General features: G+C 59.1%; 22 protein-coding genes and 4 pseudogenes. 16 read left to right on the plus strand and 10 right to left on the minus strand.

The features are described from left to right. Positions 1-30: 30 nt before the first annotated feature. The gene (locus M2305_RS15185) at positions 31-1,077 is read right to left on the minus strand and encodes a zinc-dependent alcohol dehydrogenase family protein (protein WP_211514858.1); all 1,047 of its coding nucleotides are present in this window, start codon (positions 1,075-1,077) and stop codon (positions 31-33) included. Positions 1,078-1,187: 110 nt separating this feature from the next. Between M2305_RS15185 and M2305_RS15190 the strand changes: the two genes are divergently transcribed. Continuing rightward, a complete protein-coding gene (locus tag M2305_RS15190) occupies positions 1,188-2,126 on the plus strand; it encodes a LysR family transcriptional regulator (protein ID WP_211514857.1) in 939 nt (312 codons plus the stop codon). A 285-nt stretch (positions 2,127-2,411) separates the two neighbouring features. Next, positions 2,412-3,254 (plus strand): amidohydrolase family protein, encoded by an 843-nt coding sequence (locus tag M2305_RS15195; protein ID WP_249211494.1) that lies wholly within the window; start codon positions 2,412-2,414, stop codon positions 3,252-3,254. A gap of 489 nt (positions 3,255-3,743) precedes the next feature. Here the strand turns inward: M2305_RS15195 and M2305_RS15200 are convergent, their stop codons facing one another. Then, the gene (locus M2305_RS15200; RefSeq protein ID WP_211514856.1) at positions 3,744-4,949 is read right to left on the minus strand and encodes an MFS transporter; all 1,206 of its coding nucleotides are present in this window, start codon (positions 4,947-4,949) and stop codon (positions 3,744-3,746) included. 105 nt (positions 4,950-5,054) lie between these two features. Here M2305_RS15200 and M2305_RS15205 point away from each other — a divergent pair, with 105 nt between their 5' ends. The 5 genes from M2305_RS15205 (at position 5,055) to M2305_RS15225 (ending at position 8,733) form a co-directional block, all read left to right on the plus strand. After that, entirely contained in the window at positions 5,055-5,690 is a 636-nt protein-coding gene (locus M2305_RS15205; RefSeq protein WP_211514855.1) for a TetR/AcrR family transcriptional regulator, read from the plus strand. Between the two features lie 154 nt (positions 5,691-5,844). Further along, complete coding sequence (locus tag M2305_RS15210; RefSeq protein WP_211514985.1) at positions 5,845-6,606, plus strand: SDR family NAD(P)-dependent oxidoreductase; 762 nt, start codon at positions 5,845-5,847, stop codon at positions 6,604-6,606. A gap of 31 nt (positions 6,607-6,637) precedes the next feature. Next, the gene (locus M2305_RS15215) at positions 6,638-7,090 is read left to right on the plus strand and encodes an SRPBCC family protein (RefSeq protein WP_211514820.1); all 453 of its coding nucleotides are present in this window, start codon (positions 6,638-6,640) and stop codon (positions 7,088-7,090) included. After that, the gene (gene bdcA, locus M2305_RS15220; RefSeq protein ID WP_211514821.1) at positions 7,087-7,800 is read left to right on the plus strand and encodes an SDR family oxidoreductase; all 714 of its coding nucleotides are present in this window, start codon (positions 7,087-7,089) and stop codon (positions 7,798-7,800) included. Before M2305_RS15215 ends, bdcA begins: the two co-directional genes overlap by 4 nt. A gap of 42 nt (positions 7,801-7,842) precedes the next feature. After that, a complete protein-coding gene (locus tag M2305_RS15225; RefSeq protein WP_211514822.1) occupies positions 7,843-8,733 on the plus strand; it encodes an aldo/keto reductase in 891 nt (296 codons plus the stop codon). An 18-nt stretch (positions 8,734-8,751) separates the two neighbouring features. Here M2305_RS15225 and M2305_RS15230 read toward each other — a convergent pair. Both M2305_RS15230 and M2305_RS15235 read right to left on the minus strand, forming a co-directional pair. Continuing rightward, positions 8,752-8,958, minus strand: a pseudogene (locus M2305_RS15230) (DUF1348 family protein); the annotation flags it as partial. Positions 8,959-8,995: 37 nt separating this feature from the next. Next, complete coding sequence (locus M2305_RS15235) at positions 8,996-9,757, minus strand: SDR family NAD(P)-dependent oxidoreductase (protein ID WP_211514823.1); 762 nt, start codon at positions 9,755-9,757, stop codon at positions 8,996-8,998. An 89-nt stretch (positions 9,758-9,846) separates the two neighbouring features. On the opposite strand from M2305_RS15235, the gene M2305_RS15240 reads away from it, so the two are divergent. From M2305_RS15240 to arsH, 7 genes and pseudogenes are all read left to right on the plus strand, one after another. Continuing rightward, complete coding sequence (locus M2305_RS15240) at positions 9,847-10,746, plus strand: LysR family transcriptional regulator (RefSeq protein ID WP_211514824.1); 900 nt, start codon at positions 9,847-9,849, stop codon at positions 10,744-10,746. Between the two features lie 263 nt (positions 10,747-11,009). Then, complete coding sequence (locus tag M2305_RS15245) at positions 11,010-11,363, plus strand: ArsR/SmtB family transcription factor (protein ID WP_062028250.1); 354 nt, start codon at positions 11,010-11,012, stop codon at positions 11,361-11,363. Further along, complete coding sequence (arsC, locus tag M2305_RS15250; protein ID WP_062028259.1) at positions 11,360-11,782, plus strand: arsenate reductase (glutaredoxin); 423 nt, start codon at positions 11,360-11,362, stop codon at positions 11,780-11,782. The genes M2305_RS15245 and arsC overlap by 4 nt, the downstream gene beginning before the upstream one ends. Next, complete coding sequence (locus tag M2305_RS15255; protein WP_276556599.1) at positions 11,782-13,077, plus strand: arsenic transporter; 1,296 nt, start codon at positions 11,782-11,784, stop codon at positions 13,075-13,077. Before arsC ends, M2305_RS15255 begins: the two co-directional genes overlap by 1 nt. A 23-nt stretch (positions 13,078-13,100) precedes the next feature. Next, on the plus strand, positions 13,101-13,235 hold the full coding sequence (locus tag M2305_RS15260) for a hypothetical protein (protein ID WP_255308583.1): 135 nt from the start codon (positions 13,101-13,103) through the stop codon (positions 13,233-13,235). A gap of 18 nt (positions 13,236-13,253) precedes the next feature. After that, the gene (locus M2305_RS15265; protein WP_062020797.1) at positions 13,254-13,793 is read left to right on the plus strand and encodes a GNAT family N-acetyltransferase; all 540 of its coding nucleotides are present in this window, start codon (positions 13,254-13,256) and stop codon (positions 13,791-13,793) included. After that, positions 13,790-14,486: pseudogene (arsH, locus tag M2305_RS15270) on the plus strand (arsenical resistance protein ArsH). Before M2305_RS15265 ends, arsH begins: the two are co-directional and overlap by 4 nt. 172 nt (positions 14,487-14,658) lie before the next feature. Here arsH and M2305_RS15275 read toward each other — a convergent pair. Both M2305_RS15275 and M2305_RS16320 read right to left on the minus strand, forming a co-directional pair. Beyond that, complete coding sequence (locus M2305_RS15275; protein ID WP_015075048.1) at positions 14,659-15,030, minus strand: cation transporter; 372 nt, start codon at positions 15,028-15,030, stop codon at positions 14,659-14,661. 94 nt (positions 15,031-15,124) lie between these two features. Next, positions 15,125-15,397 (minus strand): annotated as a pseudogene (locus M2305_RS16320) (hypothetical protein); the annotation flags it as partial. A 64-nt stretch (positions 15,398-15,461) separates the two neighbouring features. On the opposite strand from M2305_RS16320, the gene M2305_RS15285 reads away from it, so the two are divergent. Further along, positions 15,462-15,869: a MerR family transcriptional regulator gene (locus tag M2305_RS15285; RefSeq protein WP_015075046.1), complete on the plus strand. Its 408-nt coding sequence runs from the start codon at positions 15,462-15,464 to the stop codon at positions 15,867-15,869. Positions 15,870-15,932: 63 nt separating this feature from the next. On the opposite strand, the pseudogene M2305_RS15290 reads toward M2305_RS15285, so the two are convergent. After that, positions 15,933-16,109 (minus strand): annotated as a pseudogene (locus M2305_RS15290) (Tn3 family transposase); the annotation flags it as partial. Here M2305_RS15290 and M2305_RS16400 point away from each other — a divergent pair. Next, entirely contained in the window at positions 16,037-16,348 is a 312-nt protein-coding gene (locus M2305_RS16400; RefSeq protein WP_029495880.1) for a recombinase family protein, read from the plus strand. The pseudogene M2305_RS15290 and the gene M2305_RS16400 sit on opposite strands and share 73 nt — an antisense overlap. Before the next feature lie 153 nt (positions 16,349-16,501). Here the strand turns inward: M2305_RS16400 and M2305_RS15300 are convergent, their stop codons facing one another. The 3 genes from M2305_RS15300 to M2305_RS15310 are packed head-to-tail and all read right to left on the minus strand — an operon-like array spanning position 16,502 to position 19,164. Continuing rightward, complete coding sequence (locus M2305_RS15300; protein ID WP_224777931.1) at positions 16,502-17,644, minus strand: major royal jelly family protein; 1,143 nt, start codon at positions 17,642-17,644, stop codon at positions 16,502-16,504. Positions 17,645-17,657: 13 nt separating this feature from the next. Next, a complete protein-coding gene (locus M2305_RS15305) occupies positions 17,658-18,092 on the minus strand; it encodes a cupin domain-containing protein (RefSeq protein ID WP_015075041.1) in 435 nt (144 codons plus the stop codon). 52 nt (positions 18,093-18,144) lie between these two features. Next, on the minus strand, positions 18,145-19,164 hold the full coding sequence (locus M2305_RS15310; RefSeq protein WP_015075040.1) for a zinc-binding alcohol dehydrogenase family protein: 1,020 nt from the start codon (positions 19,162-19,164) through the stop codon (positions 18,145-18,147). Positions 19,165-19,191 lie beyond the last annotated feature (27 nt).

Raw genomic sequence — 19,191 nt, forward strand, 5'->3', positions numbered from 1 at the left:
TTGATCATCAATCTTCAGAAAAAGTCGGCATCAGAAATTTTCCTGACATCGCACTTCGTCAGGCAACTCGATTACGATCTTGCCGAACGGTCCGTTGTCGAGACGATCCAGAGCCAGCGGAAGACTGGCGAGAGAAAAACGGCTGTCGATCACAGGTACAGCATGATTGCGATCAATGGCACGCACCATGTTCTCGAGAGCGCGACGATGTCCCGTGGCTATGCCATGGATCGTAACGTCCTTCATCAGCAACGGCATAACAGGCGAGGAGATATCAAAGCCGGCCAGCGCCCCGATTTGATAGATATGCCCGCCTATTGCTGCCGCCTCGACTGAGCAGCCGAGATGGTCGCCGCCGACCGTCTCAAGGATGTGATCCACTCCTCGATCCTCAGTCAGCGCGTAGATGTCATCGAGCCAGTCAGTGCGGTTTCGGTCCACGACCCGGTCCGCACCGAGCGCCCTTACGCGGTCGAACTTATCCGGGACAGTTGACACGATCACCTCTGCTCCCTGCAGCTTGGCAAACATCAGACCGAATAGGGCAACGCCGCCCGTTCCCAGAATCAGCACCGTTTCGCCAGCACGCACCCGGCCGCGCTCGGCCAACGCGAACCACGCGGTGACCCCCGCGCAAGGGAGCGTACAGGCGTGCGCGTCGTCGAGCGTGGCAGGCGCTGCTGTCAGCCATTCCTCGGGCAGGACAACGTATTCCGCAAGCACGCCCGGATAGAACCCGCCAAGCGTCCGATACGCGGGTATCCGCCCCGTCCCAGGCCGGGTGCCGTCAATCCACTCCGGCGTGAAGCAGGAGATCACACGGTCGCCGACAGAAAAGCGATCCGCTGCCTCACCCAGAGATATCACCTCACCGGCCAGATCGGATCCCGGAGTGAACGGGAACTGCAAAGGCAGGCCCCGCCCGCTTTCGATAACCATCTTATCGCGATGATTGAGCGCAACTGCACGGACCTTCACAAGCACTTCATGTGGTCCCGGCACCGGTATCGGGCGCTCACAAAGAACGAGTTGTTCGCGCCCGATACCGGTCATTTCCCATTGTTTCATTGTCATCATTTATCCCAAATCTGCCCTCTGAAGCGGGCAACGATGATGAATATGACGCTGATCGATAGATGTATTAATGATCTATAATGTGAACAGGGTGTTGAACAGGAATCACCAGTATGCGCGGTTCGGAATATGCGGAACTGATGGCCTTTATGGCGATCGCACAGGAGCGCAGCTTTCGTGCGGCGGCTCGCCGCCTGAGCATCTCTCCGTCCGCATTGAGCCATAGTCTGCGTGCACTGGAGGAGCGTATCGGTGCCCGGCTGCTGCATCGTACGACCCGCAGCGTCGCTCCGACCGAAGCCGGGCAAGCCCTGCTTGATCGGCTTCGCCCCGCGGTTGCCGAGGTCGACGCCGCTGTGCGCGATGTTACAGTCTCTCAACAACGGCCGCGCGGTCGTTTACGGATCAACCTGCCACGCGCAGCGGCACAACTCATCATCATGCCCCGGCTGGCCGCCTTTCGGGAGGCCTATCCTGAAATCAGTCTCGATCTTGCGATAGACGATGCCCTCACGGACGTTATCGCCAAGGGTTATGATGCTGGAGTTCGGTCCGGCGCAATCGTCGATCAGGACATGATCTCGGTGCCACTGACTCCGGATCTCCGCATGGTCGTCGTCGCGACGCCGGACTTTCTGAGCGCACACACAAAGCTTGAGTCTCCTGCCGATCTGACCGGACTACCATGCCTCACCTATCGCTGGCTCGAAACCGGTGTATTACAACCTTGGCGGTTCGAAGGGCCCGATGGCGCTTTTGAGGTTAATGTCAAAAGCGCGTTGACGGTGAACGACACCGACATACTGCTGTCGGCCGCCCTGCAGGGTGTGGGGCTTGCCTATCTGACTGAGGGTGTGGCGCTGCCCCATATTGAGGCTGGAGCACTCATTCGCGTGCTGGATCTTTGGTGCAAGCCGTTCATTGGCTTTCATCTCTATTTCTCCGGTCGGCGACATATGCCGGCGGCGATGCGCGCTTTTATCGACTTCATGAAGTTGCCAGTTTCGGCTTCGCCGGGTTCCCGGATATGTGTCTCCGCCAAACCGTATTGAGATCGATCCTTTCGCGGGCAAAAACATCGAGCTAGCGGTTAATATCGGGAATGACCTCTATCGGATCAAAGTTCTGCGCCTTGCCCACCGCTGGCTTCACGACACAGTATATACGGTTTGTCGGAAAGTTCTCGCTCGCTGACGACGTCCACTTTCGGAAAAACACCCCACGGTCTCGAATGTCCGGGATGTAGGCGTTAGCAACAGGTCTGCTAACGCCTCTGAGCTGCTTTTCGCTAAACCCGGTCGTCCCCGTAGCCCAGCACTTCAATCACCCGGCAGGTCTTGTCACTCACCACGCCGTCACTGCACGACCTCGGACCCAACAGTATCGATCTGGCGCGCCGCGTGAACGATGCCGTAGCGGAGGCGGTCGCCCGCCATCCGGATCGCTTTCAGGCGCTGGCGACGCTGCCTGTTGCGATGCCCGACGAAGCCGCCCTGGAACTCGAACGCTGCGTCAGGGAACTCGGCTTCAAGGGAACGATGCTGTGCGGGCGCGTGGGTCATCGCAATCTGGACCACGCCGACCTGCTCCCGATCTTCCAGAGTGCTACGGCCTTGAAGGCGCCAATCCTCCTTCATCCGAGAGCACCGGAAAAGGCGGTCCGGGATGCCTACTATTCCGGGTTCAGCCCGCAGGTGGACGCCGCGTTTTCCTGTTTTGGTCTCGGCTGGCATTATGACGCTGGCATCCAGTTCCTGCGTCTGGTGCTGGCAGGCCATTTCGACCGCTTTCCTGACCTGCAGGTTATTCTGGGTCACTGGGGCGAACTGGTCCTGTTCTATGCCGAGCGTATCGCCACCATGGATCGCGTTTCCGGGTTGAACCATCCCATGGCGACATATTTCCGTCGCAACCTGTATGTCACGGCGAGCGGCATCTTCCTGCCGCATTATCTGAAACAGGCAGAACGGATCGTCGGTCGTGACCGGCTGCCGTTCTCCACCGACTACCCTTATCAATATCGCCCCGGCAGCGATGCGCGAGGCTTTCTCAAAAACTGCGGTCTGGATGGGGCCGACAGGCAGGCATTTGCGCATGGAAACTGGGAGCGGCTGACAGAAAATTTGCCCCGTGAGTTCCCAACAGCCGGCACGTCGGCCATGACAGCAGTCGCCTTTTAATTGATATTGGGCTCGGAAAATCCGCTTTCCGACAGCCACCACCGCTCGCCGAAAACGTCAGCCATCCGTCGGTCGAGTTAGTTCCTCCCAATCAGAAATTTCTCCCAGGCGAGAGATACGTTCACGAACCAGACACAGAGCTTCGCTCCCCAGGAGGAGTTACTGTGGAGGGAACATTCGACGCAACAAGCTGAATCACTGCGGCGGCGCGTTTCGCCGGATATCCCAGTTGCGTACCATCCCTCTCGTGTCGTGCAGCCTGGCTCGAGCGGAGTGTCGTAGTTCGCGATCGAACGCTCGGTCCTGACCATCGAACGTCCGGCTCAGTCTGTACGGAATGACCCGGGGTACAGCGCCGTGACATGAACTCCTGCGTCCGAGGAGGGGACATTTTTGGTCACTCATAATCCCGAGGCAGAAAGGTCCGACCAATCATTCGGGTAATGACCTGAAGTCTGCGGGAACACGCATTCGATGGCATAAATGCGTTTATCTTTGCCCAAGTCGGTGACCGGGTGGAAAGCCATGGGACCGCGCTTTCCATGCAACCACTAAGCCAATAGCCAGGAGTCCCAATACAGCCCAGGGGAATGACACGGCACCCCATGTATTAAGCAACACACCCCCCAGAAGTCCTCCACCGGCTATGGCACTGTTCCAGGCGACGACATTGATCGACAAGGCGACGTCCACACCATCGCCGGCCGCATCAGCGAGTGCGGTCTGGAGCAACGTCGCAGCCCCTCCGAAGGTCAGGCCCCATATCGCGACACCGATCATGATCACCGTGGGGGACGCTGATCCGATTGTGAAAGCCGCTGCCACGACTGCGAATATGGCCAGACTGATCAGGACGGACAGGCGCAGAGCGTGATCGACCGTGCGACTGGTCAGCCAGATCCCGACCAGAGCGGCAACCCCGAAGAGCAGCAGAATGCGATCTGCCTGCCCCGCCAGCCCCGCCGGTGTGATGAACGGCACGATATAGGTGTAGAGCAGATTATGCGCGAGCATCCAGGCCATCACAACGCCCAGAACAGGTCGCACGCCGGGTGTTGCCAGAACATGCCGGAACGGCAGACGCTCGTGATGCGAGGTGCCAGGAAAATCTGGGACCTTTGCCAGAACCCAGACGATCAGCAGCAGGGTTGATGCCGACATGACCCCGAAAGCCAGTCGCCAGCCCACAGCAGCGCCCAACCATGTTCCCGCCGGAACGCCCAGAGAAAGCGCGATCGGCGTGCCCACCATGGCAATAGCCAGAGCACGCCCCTGCTGGGAACGCGTCACCATCCTGCGCGCGTAGCCCGCCAGCAATGCCCAGGCGAGACCCGCTGCCGCACCCGCGCCGTAGCGGGCCACAAGGGTGACGCCGTAATGCGTCGAAAACGCTGTGATTGAATTGAAGATCACAAACCCGATGATCGCCAGCAGAAGAACGCGCCTCCGCCGCCATCGCTGCGTAGCGAGTGTCAGGGGGATCGCGGCACTCAGGGAGCCGAGGGCATAAGCCGTGACCATCTGCCCTGCCAGCGCCGGAGAAATATGCAGACTGGCCCCGATCTGGGGCAGCAGACCGGCCGGGAGGGTTTCGGTCATGATGCAGATGAAGCCGGTCATGGCCAGTGCGAGCAGACCGGCTACGGGCAGCCCGTCATCGGTGCTCTGCCCGGGTGATGTCGGAGTGAGGGTCATGCGGCTCTCATATGTGGATCGGTTGGTATATATATGAGGGCTGCAAAATCTTGGCAATCACTTCTGGATCACTTAATATGAAAGTCTTTCGGCAGGAGCAGCACCATGGCGCGGACAGGGCGTCCCCGTGAGTTTGACAGGGACAAGGCAATTGACGCCGCCACGGCGCTTTTCTGGGCGCAGGGCTACGAGCCGACGTCCCTGACGCAGCTCAAGTCCTGCATGGGCAATATTTCGCCCGCGAGTTTCTATGCTGCGTTTGGCTCGAAAGAAGCCCTGTTCCGCGAAGTCGTGCAGCATTATCTGGCGACCTACGGGCAGGTCATGGCGCCCTTATGGGACGAAAATCTGGCGCCGCGCGATTCGATTGAACGGACGTTGCGTGGTTCGGCGCGCATGCAGGCGGCCCGGACGCATCCCTGTGGCTGTCTGGTCGTATCGGGTGCCAGCAACTGTTCGCCCGAAAACGAACCTGTTCAGGTTCTTCTTGCGGAGGAGCGACAGCGGACGCGGGCTGGCATCAAGGCCTGCGTGGAACGGGCGATTGCCCACGGCGTGTTGCAGGATTGCGCAGCAACAGAGGCGTTGCCCGGTATTCTCGCGACGTTTTTCCATGGCATGACGTGCGAAGCCAGGGATGGGATGACGTCAACGCATCTGGATGCGGCAATTACCTCTCTTCTGACGTTGTGGGATGCCAATGCGGTGACACCAGAGGCAGGAAAACAGTCAGACAGATGATAACGATCCCGGCACAACTCGGGTCTTAAAGCTGCGTCTTCAGTACCGGACGATCCATAATTCCTTGACCATGTCCTGCGAGCCTATTATGTACCAATCGGTACGGAATTTAATTCCGGAACATATCGCCGTGTCTCGGCCAAGGAATCCGGTTATGACCAAACAGGACATTGCATTCGTCACGGGTGCCAATCGCGGCATCGGATACAGTATCGCGAAGCATCTGATTGCCTCGGGCATCAACGTGATCGGGACCTATCACTCCAACGAAGACGAGGCGAAAGCTGCCGAAGCAGCCCTCGTCGGCGAAAGCGCAAAACTGTGCATGTTGAAGCTGGATATCGTGGACCATGAATCGTTCGCGGATTTTTCCGGGCAGGTCAAAGCACTTCTCACGCATGAGTTCGGGCACAGCACGCTGAGTTATGTCGTCCAAAACGCGGGCAATATCATTCACACTCGCTTCGATGCGGCCACGTCAGAACAACTCGATAACCAGTACAATATCCATTTCAAAGGCCCCTATCTTCTGACGGTGGCCCTTCTGCCTCTGATCCGGGACGGCGGCCGTATTCTCAACATCACCTCTGCCGCGACGCGTTTCTACCTGACGGATCATGGGCCTTATTCAGCCATGAAAGCCGCAACCGAAGTCATCTCGCTCTACATGGCAAAAGAGCTGGGCGAGCGGGGGATTACCGTCAATGCTGTCGCCCCTGGCGCGATCGCATCGGATTTCGGCGGAGGTCTGGTCCGTGACGATGCCACGATCAACAAAAGCCTTGCAGAAATCACGCCTCTGGGGCGGGTCGGACAACCCGACGACATTGGTGCCGCAATCCGTGCCCTTCTGTCTGACGACATGCGTTGGGTGAATGGTCAGCGCATCGAGGTGACGGGAGGCCAGTCGCTATGACATTCAGATACTCACAGCCAGGAGTGGCCCCATGATCCATGTTATGGCCAGCAGCGTCATTCCTGCATCGGTTCCCTCCGTCTGGCAGTTGGTCCGTGATTTCGGCGCCCTTGGACGCTGGTTGCCGGGCGTCAAAAGCTGCGTGATTGAAGGTGATGAGTCCGGTGACCGTGTCGGGGCAATCCGCCGTGTTGAGATGGGCGATGTCGGCCTCATCCGTGAGCAGCTTCTGGCCTTGTCCGATGTCGATCATGCGGTGACGTTCTCGATCGTTGAATCCGCTCTGCCGATCCGGAACTATCGCTCTACGATCAGCCTCCTTCCCATCACGGCGAGCGACGGCACGTTCATTCAGTGGCGGGGGCAGTTCGAAGCGCCTGTTGAGCACGCCGCCAGTATGAAGGCCCGGATGCCAACAGATATCTATCAGCCAGCCTTTGATAGATTGGCTGAGATCCTGGCGTCGCGGGAGGCGCAGTCATGAGCGGCTTTGAGGGTAAATCCGTTCTCGTGCTTGGCGGCAGTCGCGGAATTGGGGCCGCCATCGTGCGCCGTTTCGCTTCGGATGGAGCGAAAGTCCTTTTCACGTATTGGTCTTCCCCGGACGATGCCGAAGTTCTGGCGACCGAGACCGGAAGCGAGGCCCTCCGCGCCGATAGTGGCGACCGTGACGCTCTCATCGCGCTGATCGGCTCAATTGGTCCGCTCGACGTTCTGGTCGTCAATTCCGGCATTCTTGGCGCGGGCGATCCGCTGGATATCCCCCCGGATGAGGTCGACCGGCTGTTTCGCATCAATATCCATGCGCCTTATCATGCGGCCGTTGCTGCCGCCCGGACCATGCCCGACGGGGGCCGCATCATCTTCATCGGTTCCGCCAATGCCGACCGTATGCCGATGGCCGGGCTTGCGGCCTACAGCGCCAGCAAATCGGCATTACAGGGCATGACCCGGGGACTGGCGCGGGATTTCGGCGTGCGCGGGATCACCGTCAATGTCGTCCAGCCCGGGCCGACCGATACCGACATGAACCCTGCAGAGGGGCCGCTAAAGGACGTGATGCATGGTTTCATGGCAATCAAGCGCCATGCCACCGGCTCGGAGATTGCTGGGCTGGTGGCGTATCTTGCCGGACCAGAGGCCGGCATCATCACAGGCGCCGCGTACACCATCGATGGTGGCTTCGCAGCCTGACGGAATGGCTGCTTTCCCCAGAGGGAAACAAGGACCGAAGACATGATCGCTTCAACTTCCAACGCCTCCCGATCCGGCACATTCAGGATCGGCGGCGATCTCGAGATCAACCGGCTTGGTTTCGGTGCCATGCGCATTACGGGGCCGGGGATATGGGGTCCGCCCGCCGATCGTGATGAGGCCGTCCGCACTCTGAAACGTCTTCCCGAACTCGGCATCAACTTCATCGATACGGCGGATTCCTATGGTCCGGATGTCTCGGAATGGCTGATCCGGGAAGCGCTGCATCCGTATCCCGAAGGGGTGGTGATCGCGACCAAGGGCGGCCTGACCCGCTCGGGACCCGACATCTGGAAGCCCGTAGGGCGTCCGGAATATCTGCTCCAGCAGGTGCACAAGAGCCTGCGCAATCTCGGCGTCGAACAGATCGATCTGTGGCAGCTGCACCGGATCGACCCCAAAGTGCCGGCGGACGAACAGTTCGATGCGATCAGATCTTTCATCGACCAGAAACTGATCCGTCATGCGGGGCTGAGCGAGGTTTCCGTCGACGACATCAAGGCGGCGTCAAAGTTCTTTGACGTGGCGACCGTCCAGAACCGCTATAATCTGGTCGATCGCACCAGTGAGGACGTGCTCGACTACTGCACCGCGCAAAACATCGGATTCATCCCATGGTTTCCGTTGGCGGCTGGCGATCTCGCGAAGCCGGGTTCGATTCTGGACATCATGGCACGAAAATATGAGGCTCATCCAAGCCAGATCGCACTGGCCTGGATCCTGAAACGCAGCCTGGTGATGCTGCCAATTCCGGGCACGTCCAAAGTTGTCCATCTGGAACAGAATGTAGCCGCTGCGAACATTACACTCTCCGACGAGGACTTCGCGGCCCTGGATATGGAAGGCCGCAAGGCGTTCCGCTCCACACCGTAAGAGAGCACGTCCGGGCAGTCACAGACCCAGCGCCGAAAGGCTGGGATGGCTGTCCGGACGCCGCTTTTCAGGCCAGTGGAACAGGCGGCTATCAGCTGAAATGGGTTGGTCGTTGATGGACGCGGCGCGGTAACGCATCAGCCCGTTTTCATCGAACTCCCAGTTCTCGTTCCCGTGCGACCTGAACCACGCTCCGGACGCATCCCGCCATTCGTACGCGAAGCGGCGTATGCTCACTTACGGCATCCTCTTCCCGAACTGATCAGATGTGGATGCCGCCCGCGACCTCGATGCGTTGAGCGTTGACCCATCCAAACTCGTCGGACAGTAAACTCGCGATTACCGGTCCGACATCTTCAGGTCCACCTACGCGCCCGAGCGCGGTATGTGATGCCAGCGCCTTGTTGACTTCAGGATTGTCGCGCACGATGCCGCCGCTGAAATCCGTTGCAATAGCCCCGGGGGCAACGACATTTGCAGAGATGCCGCGCGGTCCCAGTTCAAGCGCCATGTAGCGTGTTAGTGCTTCGACAGCCGCTTTCATCGGACCGTAAATCGTCCGTCCCGGGAACGCGAAGCGCGCGAGGCCCGATGAGATATTCACGATCCGTCCGCCGTCGTTCATCAGCGGCAGCAATGCCTGGGTTAGCAAATACGGGCCTTTGAAATGTACCGCGAATTGAGTGTCTAACTCGACCTCCGTTCCATCGGCCAGCGTCGCGGCAGAGGAAATGCCAGCGTTGTTAACCAAATAATCGAAGCGCACCGCGCCCAAAATTTCCAAAGCCTTACGGACATTTGCCGTGAAGTGCTCAAAGCTGGCCGCCTGACCCACGTCAAGCTGAAGGGCCACCGCTTGTGCGCCGGCCTGCCGGATCGCCTGGACCACTTCGTCCGCTTCGCCGCGACCCGTGTTGTAGGTGATGATCGAGGTTATTCCGCGTTGAGCCAGTCGTAGAGCAGTATCGCGCCCCATGCCACGGCTTGCGCCAGTGATGATCGCGATACGGGTTTGATTGTTCATGATTGATCCCCTTCGATAGGAGACATAAGGGCATTCATTGTGCCATATAAGATGGTTATTATCCGACATGATGTACGGATTATTGAACAATGCGCATTGATTTTGCCGGGACGCGTGCTTTCGTTGCCGTGGCTACTGCCGGAGGGTTTCGGGAAGCAGCCAAGATAACGGGCATGAGCGCGTCAAGTCTCAGCGGGGCCGTGAAGCGGCTCGAGGATCAACTCGAGATCCGCTTGCTCAACCGGACGACACGGAGTGTGGTCACGACGGAAGCCGGTGCCCAACTCCTGGAGCGCCTGCAACTGGTGATGGTCGAGATGGAAGCGGCGCTCGAAAGTGCCAACGATTTTCGCGTTTCTCCCAGCGGAACGATACGTCTCAACGTCCCCTTGGGGGTCGCACGTCTCATCCTCCCTCGTATCTTGCCCGAATTCTCGAAGGCTTACCCAGAAGTGCGGGTTGAAGTCGTCGCTGAGCATGATCTCGTGGATATTCTCGCCGTAGGGTCCGACGCGGGCATCCGTTACGATGATCACCTGACCAAGAACATGCTCGCTGTACCGATTGGACCTGAGTGGCAAAGGTTTGCAACGGCAGCCTCGCCTGACTATCTCGCCAGTCATGGTCGCCCCGAGCATCCGCATGACTTGCTTGACCATCGGTGTCTGCCAGCAAGCGTGCGGGGCGGTGCAGCGTTGCCTTGGGAGTTCGAGCGGGCGGGTGAGGTCATCAAAGTTGACGTGACCGGGCCGCTCACGGTTGACGCGAATGCGATTGACCTCGCCATTGCGACAGCAGTCGAGGGAGGCGGAATTGTCCACCTCTATGAGGATTGGATGCAGCGCGAAATCGACAGCGGTGCTCTTGAGCCGATCCTTTTACCGTGGTGGCAGAGCTTCAAGGGGCCTTCGCTTTACTATCACGGGCGCGACCATGTTCCTGCGTCGCTTCGAGCCTTTATCAGTTTCATCAAAGAACGAAGATGGTAAGCAGCTATCACCTCTTCACTGCGCCGAAGGCGATATTCCGCTACCGGCCACAACTTGGCCGTGAGAGATCGTGCTTTTTATATCCGCTATTTAGGCGACTGGCGCCGCTTTGTTCTGATTTTCTCGAACAAACAGGAGAATTGTGAGGGGGTAAACGGAATGTCTGGTCTGAGCGGAAAAATTGAGGAAGCCGACAGTCGTGATCTCCGTTTCCTCACATAGGATAGCTTGACTTACGACGATATATCCACAATTCTGGATATATGGACACAGAATCTACCCTCGCAGCCCTGAGCGCCCTGTCGCAGTCTACACGGCTGGAGATTTTTCGCCTGCTGGTGCGCTACGAGCCGGACGGATTACCCGCCGGAGATGTCGCGCGGCATCTCAATGTCCCGCAGAACACCATCTCGGCCCATCTCGCCACCCTGGCCCGTTCCGGGCTGCTGACCTCGGAGCGCCATAGCCGGCTGATCGTCTATCGCGCTTGTCTTCCGCGCCTGCGAGACCTGATGCTCTTCCTCGTCAGGGACTGCTGCGCGGGCAGTCCCGAACTCTGCGCGCCCCTGGTCGCAACCCTGTCCTCCTGCTGTCCCTCCCCGGAAGCCCGATCATGACCATCACGATCTACCACAACCCGGCCTGCGGCACGTCGCGCAATGTGCTGGCACTGATCCGCAACAGCGGCGAGGAGCCTCGGATCATCGAATATCTGAAAACCCCGCCCAGCCGTGCGGAACTGGTCAGTCTGATCGCCCGTATGGGCGTTCCGGTGCGCTCGATCCTGCGGGAAAAGGGTACGCCCTTTCACGAACTCGGCCTCAATAATCCGGCCCGGAGCGATGATGCGCTGATCGACGCCATGATCGCGCATCCGATCCTGATGAACCGGCCCATCGTCGTCACCCCGCTGGGTGGGGCACTCTGCCGTCCGTCTGAGGCGGTTCTGGACATCCTGCCCAACCCGCAGAGAGGCGCTTTCGTCAAAGAGGACGGGGAGAAGATCGTCGATGAATCTGGCAAGCGGATCATCTGATGCTGGCGCTTCTGATTTTCGTTGTCATGCTGGTTTTTGTCATATGGCAGCCTCGGGGGCTGGGTATCGGCTGGAGCGCAATGGCCGGTGCCGCCGTGGCCCTGGCGGCTGGTGTGATCCACTGGCACGACATTCCTGTCGTCTGGCACATCGTCTGGGACGCGACTTTCACCTTCATCGCGCTGATCGTCATCTCGCTGTTGCTGGATGAGGCCGGATTCTTCCATTGGGCCGCGCTGCACGTCGTGCGCTGGGGCAAAGGGCGAGGCCGGACGCTATTCCCGCTGATCGTGGTGCTGGGAGCGGCCATTGCGGCGGTTTTCGCCAATGATGGTGCGGCCCTGCTGCTCACGCCCATTGTCATCGCCATCCTCACTCAACTTCGCCTGAGCCATACCGCAGCCCTGGCCTTCATCATTGCGACCGGCTTCGTCGCAGACACCACAAGCCTGCCGCTGGTCATCTCCAATCTGGTGAACATCGTCAGCGCCAATTTCTTTGGCATTGCGTTCGATCGCTATGCCGCGATCATGGTCCCTGTCGATCTGGTAGCACTTGGCGCAACGCTTGCCGTTCTGTGGTTGTGGTATCGGCGGCAGGTGCCTGCGACCTATCCCGTCGCCGAACTGCCAGCACCCGCCACGGCCATTCGTGACCACCATGTATTCCGGGCGGCCTTTCCGCTGTTGGCCCTGGTTCTGGCGGCCTATTTCCTGACCGCACAGTTTCATATCCCGGTCTGTGTCGTAGCCTGCCTGGCCGCCGGAATCCTCTTACTCGTCGCCGGATATGGTCGGGTCATCCCTGTTCTCAAGGTGCTGCGGGGCGCACCGTGGCAGATCGTGATCTTCTCGCTGGGTATGTATCTGGTGGTGTATGGCCTGCGCAATGCCGGGCTGACCGACTACCTTGCAACCGCACTGATCTGGCTCGGCCATCAGGGACCGTTCACCGCTACGATCGGCACCGGCTTTCTGGCGGCTGTTTTGTCGTCCATCATGAACAATATGCCGAGTGTGCTGGTCGGGGCGCTGGCGATCCAGCAGGCTCACGACATCACGCCGCTGACCCGTGAACTGATGGTCTATGCCAATGTCATCGGTTGTGACCTCGGCCCCAAATTCACCCCGATCGGCAGTCTCGCCACGTTGCTGTGGTTGCATGTGCTGGCATCCAAGAAGCATCGGGTCACATGGGGGCAGTATATGAAAGTGGGGCTGGCGATCACCCCGCCTGTCCTGCTGGTCACGCTCGCAGTGCTGGCCCTGTGGTTGCCTGCCATCAGCCGCCCGTAATGTGCAAAGGAAGCAAGACCGCGATGACCGAACCTGACGACACGCTCCGCCCGCACCCGGATTATCGCCACGGGATCAATGGCGCACGGCAGCCCAAAGTAGCGCTGCCAGCGATCGTCATCGTCGAGACTGGTCTCCCGCAGGTTCGGGCCACATAGAACAAGAGGCAACGAGACATGTCCGTTCCGAGTATCCGCCAGGTACGTGCTGCTGACGCCCCCGCCATCGCAGCGATTTATGCCCATCACGTCGAACATGGCACAGCAAGTTTTGATTACGAACCACGCTCACTTACCGAGACTGAGGAGAAGATCGAAAGTGTGCGGGCACGAAATTGGCCCTTTCTCGTCGCAGTGCAAGACGAACAGGTGGTGGGCTATGCCTATGCCACGCAATTCAGGGACAGGCCCGCCTACAGCTTCACATGCGAGAATTCGATTTACGTCCACCCCGACCACATCAGGCAAGGTGTCGGTTCAGCCCTATTATCCGATCTGTTAGGTCACGCCGAAGCATCGGGCTTTCGCCAGATGATTGCGGTGATCGGTGGCGGTGAACCCGGATCGATTGCACTGCATGCGCGCCATGGATTTGCCCATGCTGGGCAGATGCGTTCGGTGGGCCGCAAATTCGGCCGCTGGCTCGACACGTTCTACATGCAGGCCTCGTTGGGCGCGGGCGATGGTGACGACCCGCTGAAGGAACCACAAACATGACTGACACGCTCTCGCCCCTAAACTCGGAGTCTCTTGATCCACTCGATCTTGCAAAGCTCGAACCAGCACAGCGCACCACGCACGCACCGCGTATCCTTCTGCTCTATGGCTCTTTGCGACCCCGATCCTTCAGCCGCCTATTGGTGCTTGAGGCGGAACGCATCCTGAAAGTGCTGGGGGCCGAAACACGGGTGTTCGACCCGACCGGCCTGCCGGTAGCGGATTCTGTGCCCGCGACCCATCCGAAAGTGCAGGAACTGCGGGAACTCTCGATCTGGTCGGAAGGTCAGGTCTGGTGCAGCCCTGAACGGCACGGCAACATGACGGCAGTATTCAAAAACCAGATCGACTGGCTACCTCTGACCGAAGGCTCAATCCGCCCGACGCAGGGCCGCACGCTGGCGGTCATGCAGGTTTCGGGTGGGTCGCAGAGCTTCAATTCCGTCAATGCCCTGCGGGTGCTGGGTCGGTGGATGCGGATGTTCACCATCCCCAACCAGTCCAGCGTACCAATGGCCTATACGCAGTTCGGTGACGATGACCGCATGAAGCCGTCCCCCCCTTTATGACCGGATGGTAGATGTCATGGAGGAACTGATGAAATTCACATGGCTGCTGCGCGACCGGGCCGACTATCTAGTGAACCGCTATAGTGAACGCAACTCGGAACACCGCTTGCCTGAAAAGCTATGAGCCGGGCTGGCGCGTATTTCTGGCACACGACGTCTGCTTACCAAAACCCTAAGCGACCCACCTTACGACCGAGATGTAGGCGAAAGCAGCAGGTCCGCTTACGCCTACTTCTACGACGTGGCTGGCCCGCTTTGCGTTGCCGGGAAGCGGACATAGGCGCATGATCCTCACCCTATGCGGCGGCTGCCTTCGTGCCAGTCTCGTCGGTTCGATATTCTCCCCATGCCTGCCGCAGGATCTGCAGCGCTGATGACAGGAATATGCCAGCCATGATCGCGGCCACCGCAAGGTCGGGCCATGCGCTGGTGGTGCTCCAGACGCCGAACGCCGCGGCCATGACGATCAGGTTGCCGATCGCATCGTTGCGAGAGCAGAGCCACACCGAGCGCACGTTGGCGTCGCCATCCTTGTAGGGCAGGAGCAGAAACACCGAGGCAAGGTTCGCGGCCAGCGCCAGAGCGCCGATCGCACCCATGATCTCGGCCTGCGGAACGCCGAGGATCAGCGTGTGGTAGACGGTGGACCCGAACACCCACAGCGCCATCAGCGACAGCGAGACGCCCTTGGCGAGTGCCGCCGTGGCTCGCGCCGATCACCGCCAGACTCAAACCGTAGGTGACGGTATCGGCCAGGAAGTCGAGTGCGTCGGCCTTGAGGGCTTGCGAGCCAGCGAGCTGTCCCGCCGCCATTTCGGTCACGAACATCGCGCCATTGATCGCGATCACCGTCCACAGGACACGCTTGTAGCGCGGGTCTACACCGTCGAAGACCGGGACACCCTTCGGACAGCAAATATTCTCGACGGTGCCGCATGTCGTCACCTCGACGGTTGGTGTGACTGTTTTCGTGGGCACGACCAGAGGTGGCGGAGCGCAACAGGCGGTCTCGGACTTGCAGCAGTTCTCAGACATGGGTGACTCCTTCTCGGGATCACCCTACAATCTCTAGCCACTAGAGCTTCAAGGGAAAAGCACCATGAGGATCTCGATTGGCGAGTTGGCGCGGCGCACTGGGGTCAAGGTGCCGACGATCCGCTACTACGAAGGCGTCGGGCTTCTTCCGACACCGACACGAACGGAAGGGCGGCAAAGGCGCTTCGGTGCGGACGAGGTCGCCCGGCTCAACTTTATTCGTCATTCCCGCGAGCTGGGCTTCGAGGTCGCCGACATTCGTGAATTGCTGACGCTTAGCGAGCAGCCGGAGCGTTCCTGCGGCGAGGTGGACGCTATCGCCCGCCGCCACGTCGAGACTATTGACCGACGGATTGGGAGGCTGGTGGCGCTGCGCGCCGAGCTGCAACGCTCGCTAGATCGGTGTGCGCGCGGTACGGTCGAGGAATGCCGGGTGATCGAAGTGCTGGGTTACGGGGACGACAGGGTTTAGCTAAAGGCAGCTCAGAGTACCGGGGAGCAGTGAGAGGCTGTTCGAAAACGTACGCTAAGGATTTTAGGAACCGGATTGCAACCGAAGAGGCCTGAAATTATCTCGCGGCGGCCGGATTTCGCCCCAAAGATAATCACCTGTCAGGCCAATATGCTCCCAGCCGAGTGGTGCTACATGAGCAAGCACGTCATCGGGCACCGCGATGCCCGTCTGACGAAGATGCTGAGCGGCACGGTCCAGACCTGACCAAACGCGGTGTCGGGTTGAAGGTCCTGGCGGGCGAAGGAGCCTCGATCGATACCACCACCGCAAATGGTCGCTTGATCTTCGCGATTTTTGCCGGACTGGCGGAGTTCGAGCGGGAATTGATCGTTGAACGCACACGCGCAGGTCTGGCTTCTGCACGTGCCCGAGGACGGGAGGGTGGCCGTCCCTTCAAGATGACCTTAGTAAACTTCGTCTGGCTCAGGCCGCCATGAGTGATCCTGAAACCCAGGTTGGAGATCTGTGTTCTGAACTGGGGATCAGCCGCCAGACGTTGTATCGACATGTCACTCCCGAGGGTAAAATCAGGCCGGATGGGGAAAAAACCTCTGGCGCAAAAAACACGAAAAATCTCTCAAAACTGAGACTTATGGCTTATCTCTGGTATGGGTAACGTGAGGATTGATCGATACCAGCAGAAACGGCTGATGACTGCGGGAATGCCCCTGATGAAACATCGAAAGCCGGTCCAGTTGCGCAACAGGCAGCCAGAGACGACCGTCCAGAGCAAGACACGGTGCATCTGCCCAGTGCAGACGTGAATCCGAGATCAGTTTCGTGATCTTTCCCGAAACGTCTCTCCGATAGACGCCGTTATCCTTCAGATTGGTGAAGTAAAGGTTTCCTGCAGCATCCATGGCGCTGCCCCCGACTGGAGGTAAATCTGCCCAAGGCTTTACAGCCGCAGACAGATCGGTTGATGACACACTGGGATCATCAAGCAACACTGTGGGAACTTGAGACCACGGTCCTTCAAGCGGCCCGAAATACAGCCATTTCCCGTCCGGACTGACTTCAAGCGGATCGACATTCACCAGAAGCGGCTGATGCGGACCGTTCTCCACGACGTGCCCGTCCATGACAATCGGTCGATCTGTCCGTGCGCGTGTGGAAACATCGTTGTCCAGAACACGACGTGCCTGACCTGTTTTGATATCAAGAACGATCAGCGCGGCCTTGCCCGCATCCGTGAGATAGGCGTGCGTTCCGTTGAAACGGATATCGTCGATATAGCTGCCCGCCTGCGCGATCTCTGGGCCCAGAGGATAGATCCGCAGCACATGACCTGTTGCCGGATCAATGCGGACCAGTTTGGCTCCTTCAGGTATGGGAGCACCTCCAAAAGACGGAGTTCCAGTATCAACAACCCAGAGCGTGCCGTCAGGAGCAACGTGGAGGGCATTGACGCTGACAAACCGATGCGTTGCATCCTGCCCGGGTTTCCAGCCATTCCAGTCAGCATCTGGAAAAGGCTTTATCTTTCCATTCTTTGTCAGAAGACCCACGGCCGGTCCGGAAAACCCGCTCCAGCGAGGGCCTGAGACAAACACATGACCGCCAGCAAGCGCTACGGCGTTCCAGTCTATTGCGTTAGTAGTCGCCTCAATCCTGATGGTCTGAGCACGGGCAGGATCAGGATGCCCGCATACCCCAACGAAACCCGTGAAAACGGCAATGGCGATCCTGCGCAGGCCTCTTTTTGTGAAAGCATGCGGCTGATTCTGTTTCATGACTCCCATGCCGTCAGATCCCTGCGATAAAACCGGACGGCGTACCGTCGGCAGGATCCACGAACACCACGTCATCTGGCGCCCGTCGCGGCGTGTCGATAGCAAGGAAAACAACTGGCTGGCTCAGAATGCGGGGTACGGCATGCACGGCCCGACGGGGGAACACCAGAAGATGGCCGGGTGCAAACGGGGCTTCCTCCTTGGGATCATCGATCCAAAACGTGCCTGTCCCGGAGAGGACATGAAGCACTTCATCGCACTGGGTATGATAATGCGGCGGTACTTCCCGATAAATCCTGAAGACCCGGATACTGGCTTCCGGCTTGTCAGTCAGATAGGTGTCCAGCAGCATCGTGTCCGCCGTTTCGGGAAACGCAGCGGCAATTTTATTCAGATCGAAGCGACCTCCCGTCCGGTTCAGGGTCATCAGATGTTCTTCGTCATTCATGAGGTCTGCTCCTCTCAAGCGCTTTGACTGTTTTCGTCACGGTTCTCTCCGCTCAGGCAGGAAAACTTTCGAGCACGATCTTGCCTTTGGCCTGACCACTCTCGATCAGAGCGTGAGCCTCTCGCAGATTGGCGGCGGTGATCGCGCCAAGATTTTTGCCGAGCGTCGTACGGAGACGCCCTTCGTCCAGAAGGCGCGACACCTCGTTCAGGAGTTTCCCTTGTGTGCTGATGTCTGCCGTTCCGAACAGTGAGCGGGTGAACATCAGCTCCCAATGCAGGGACAGGCTTTTGCGCTTGAGGGGTACAGCATTGAGTTCAGCAGGGTCATCAATCAGGCCGAAATGTCCCTGAGGGGCTAGAAGTTCGACGATCTCTGCCAGGTGCCGATCTGTCTGCGTCGTGGAAAAAACAAAACCGGGGGCGCCCGTAGGAAGGGCAGCAACCTGTGCGGCCAGAGGCTTGCTGTGATCGATCACGTAATCTGCCCCGAGAGATGTGACCCAGTCCTGCGTTTCGGGGCGCGAAGCCGTGGCAATGACCGTGATATCAGTCAGAACCTTGGCCAGCTGGATCGCCATGGAACTGACCCCGCCTCCGCCCCCAATGATCAATATGGACGGCGTCGTTCCCGGGACAGGCCGACGAATGTCCAGGCGATCGAAAAGCATCTCCCAGGCGGTGATTGCTGTCAGCGGTAAGGCGGCGGCTTCGGCCCAGTTCAGGGAGCGGGGTTTGCGACCAACAATCCGTTCATCGACCAGATGAAACTCCGCGTTGGTCCCTGAGAGATTGATCGCCCCCGCATAAAAGACCTCATCGCCGACAGAAAAATCCGTGACGTCCGGTCCGGTGCCGACGACAACGCCTGCGGCATCCCAGCCCAGGACACGCCACTGACCCGCCTCCGGCGTTGCGCTGCGGCGGACTTTTGTATCAACCGGATTGACCGACACGGCCCTGATTTCCACCAGAAGATCCCGGCCCGAAGGAACAGGTTTCGGCAGATCGATGTCCTGAAGGGACGCCGGGTTTTCGATGGGAAGCGGCGTCTGATAACCGATGGCCCGCATGATGTCTGCTCCTCTGTTGAATGAGGA

Origin of the sequence: Gluconobacter cerinus, assembly GCF_025961355.1 — a bacterium.
Taxonomy (GTDB): Bacteria; Pseudomonadota; Alphaproteobacteria; order Acetobacterales; family Acetobacteraceae; genus Gluconobacter; species Gluconobacter cerinus.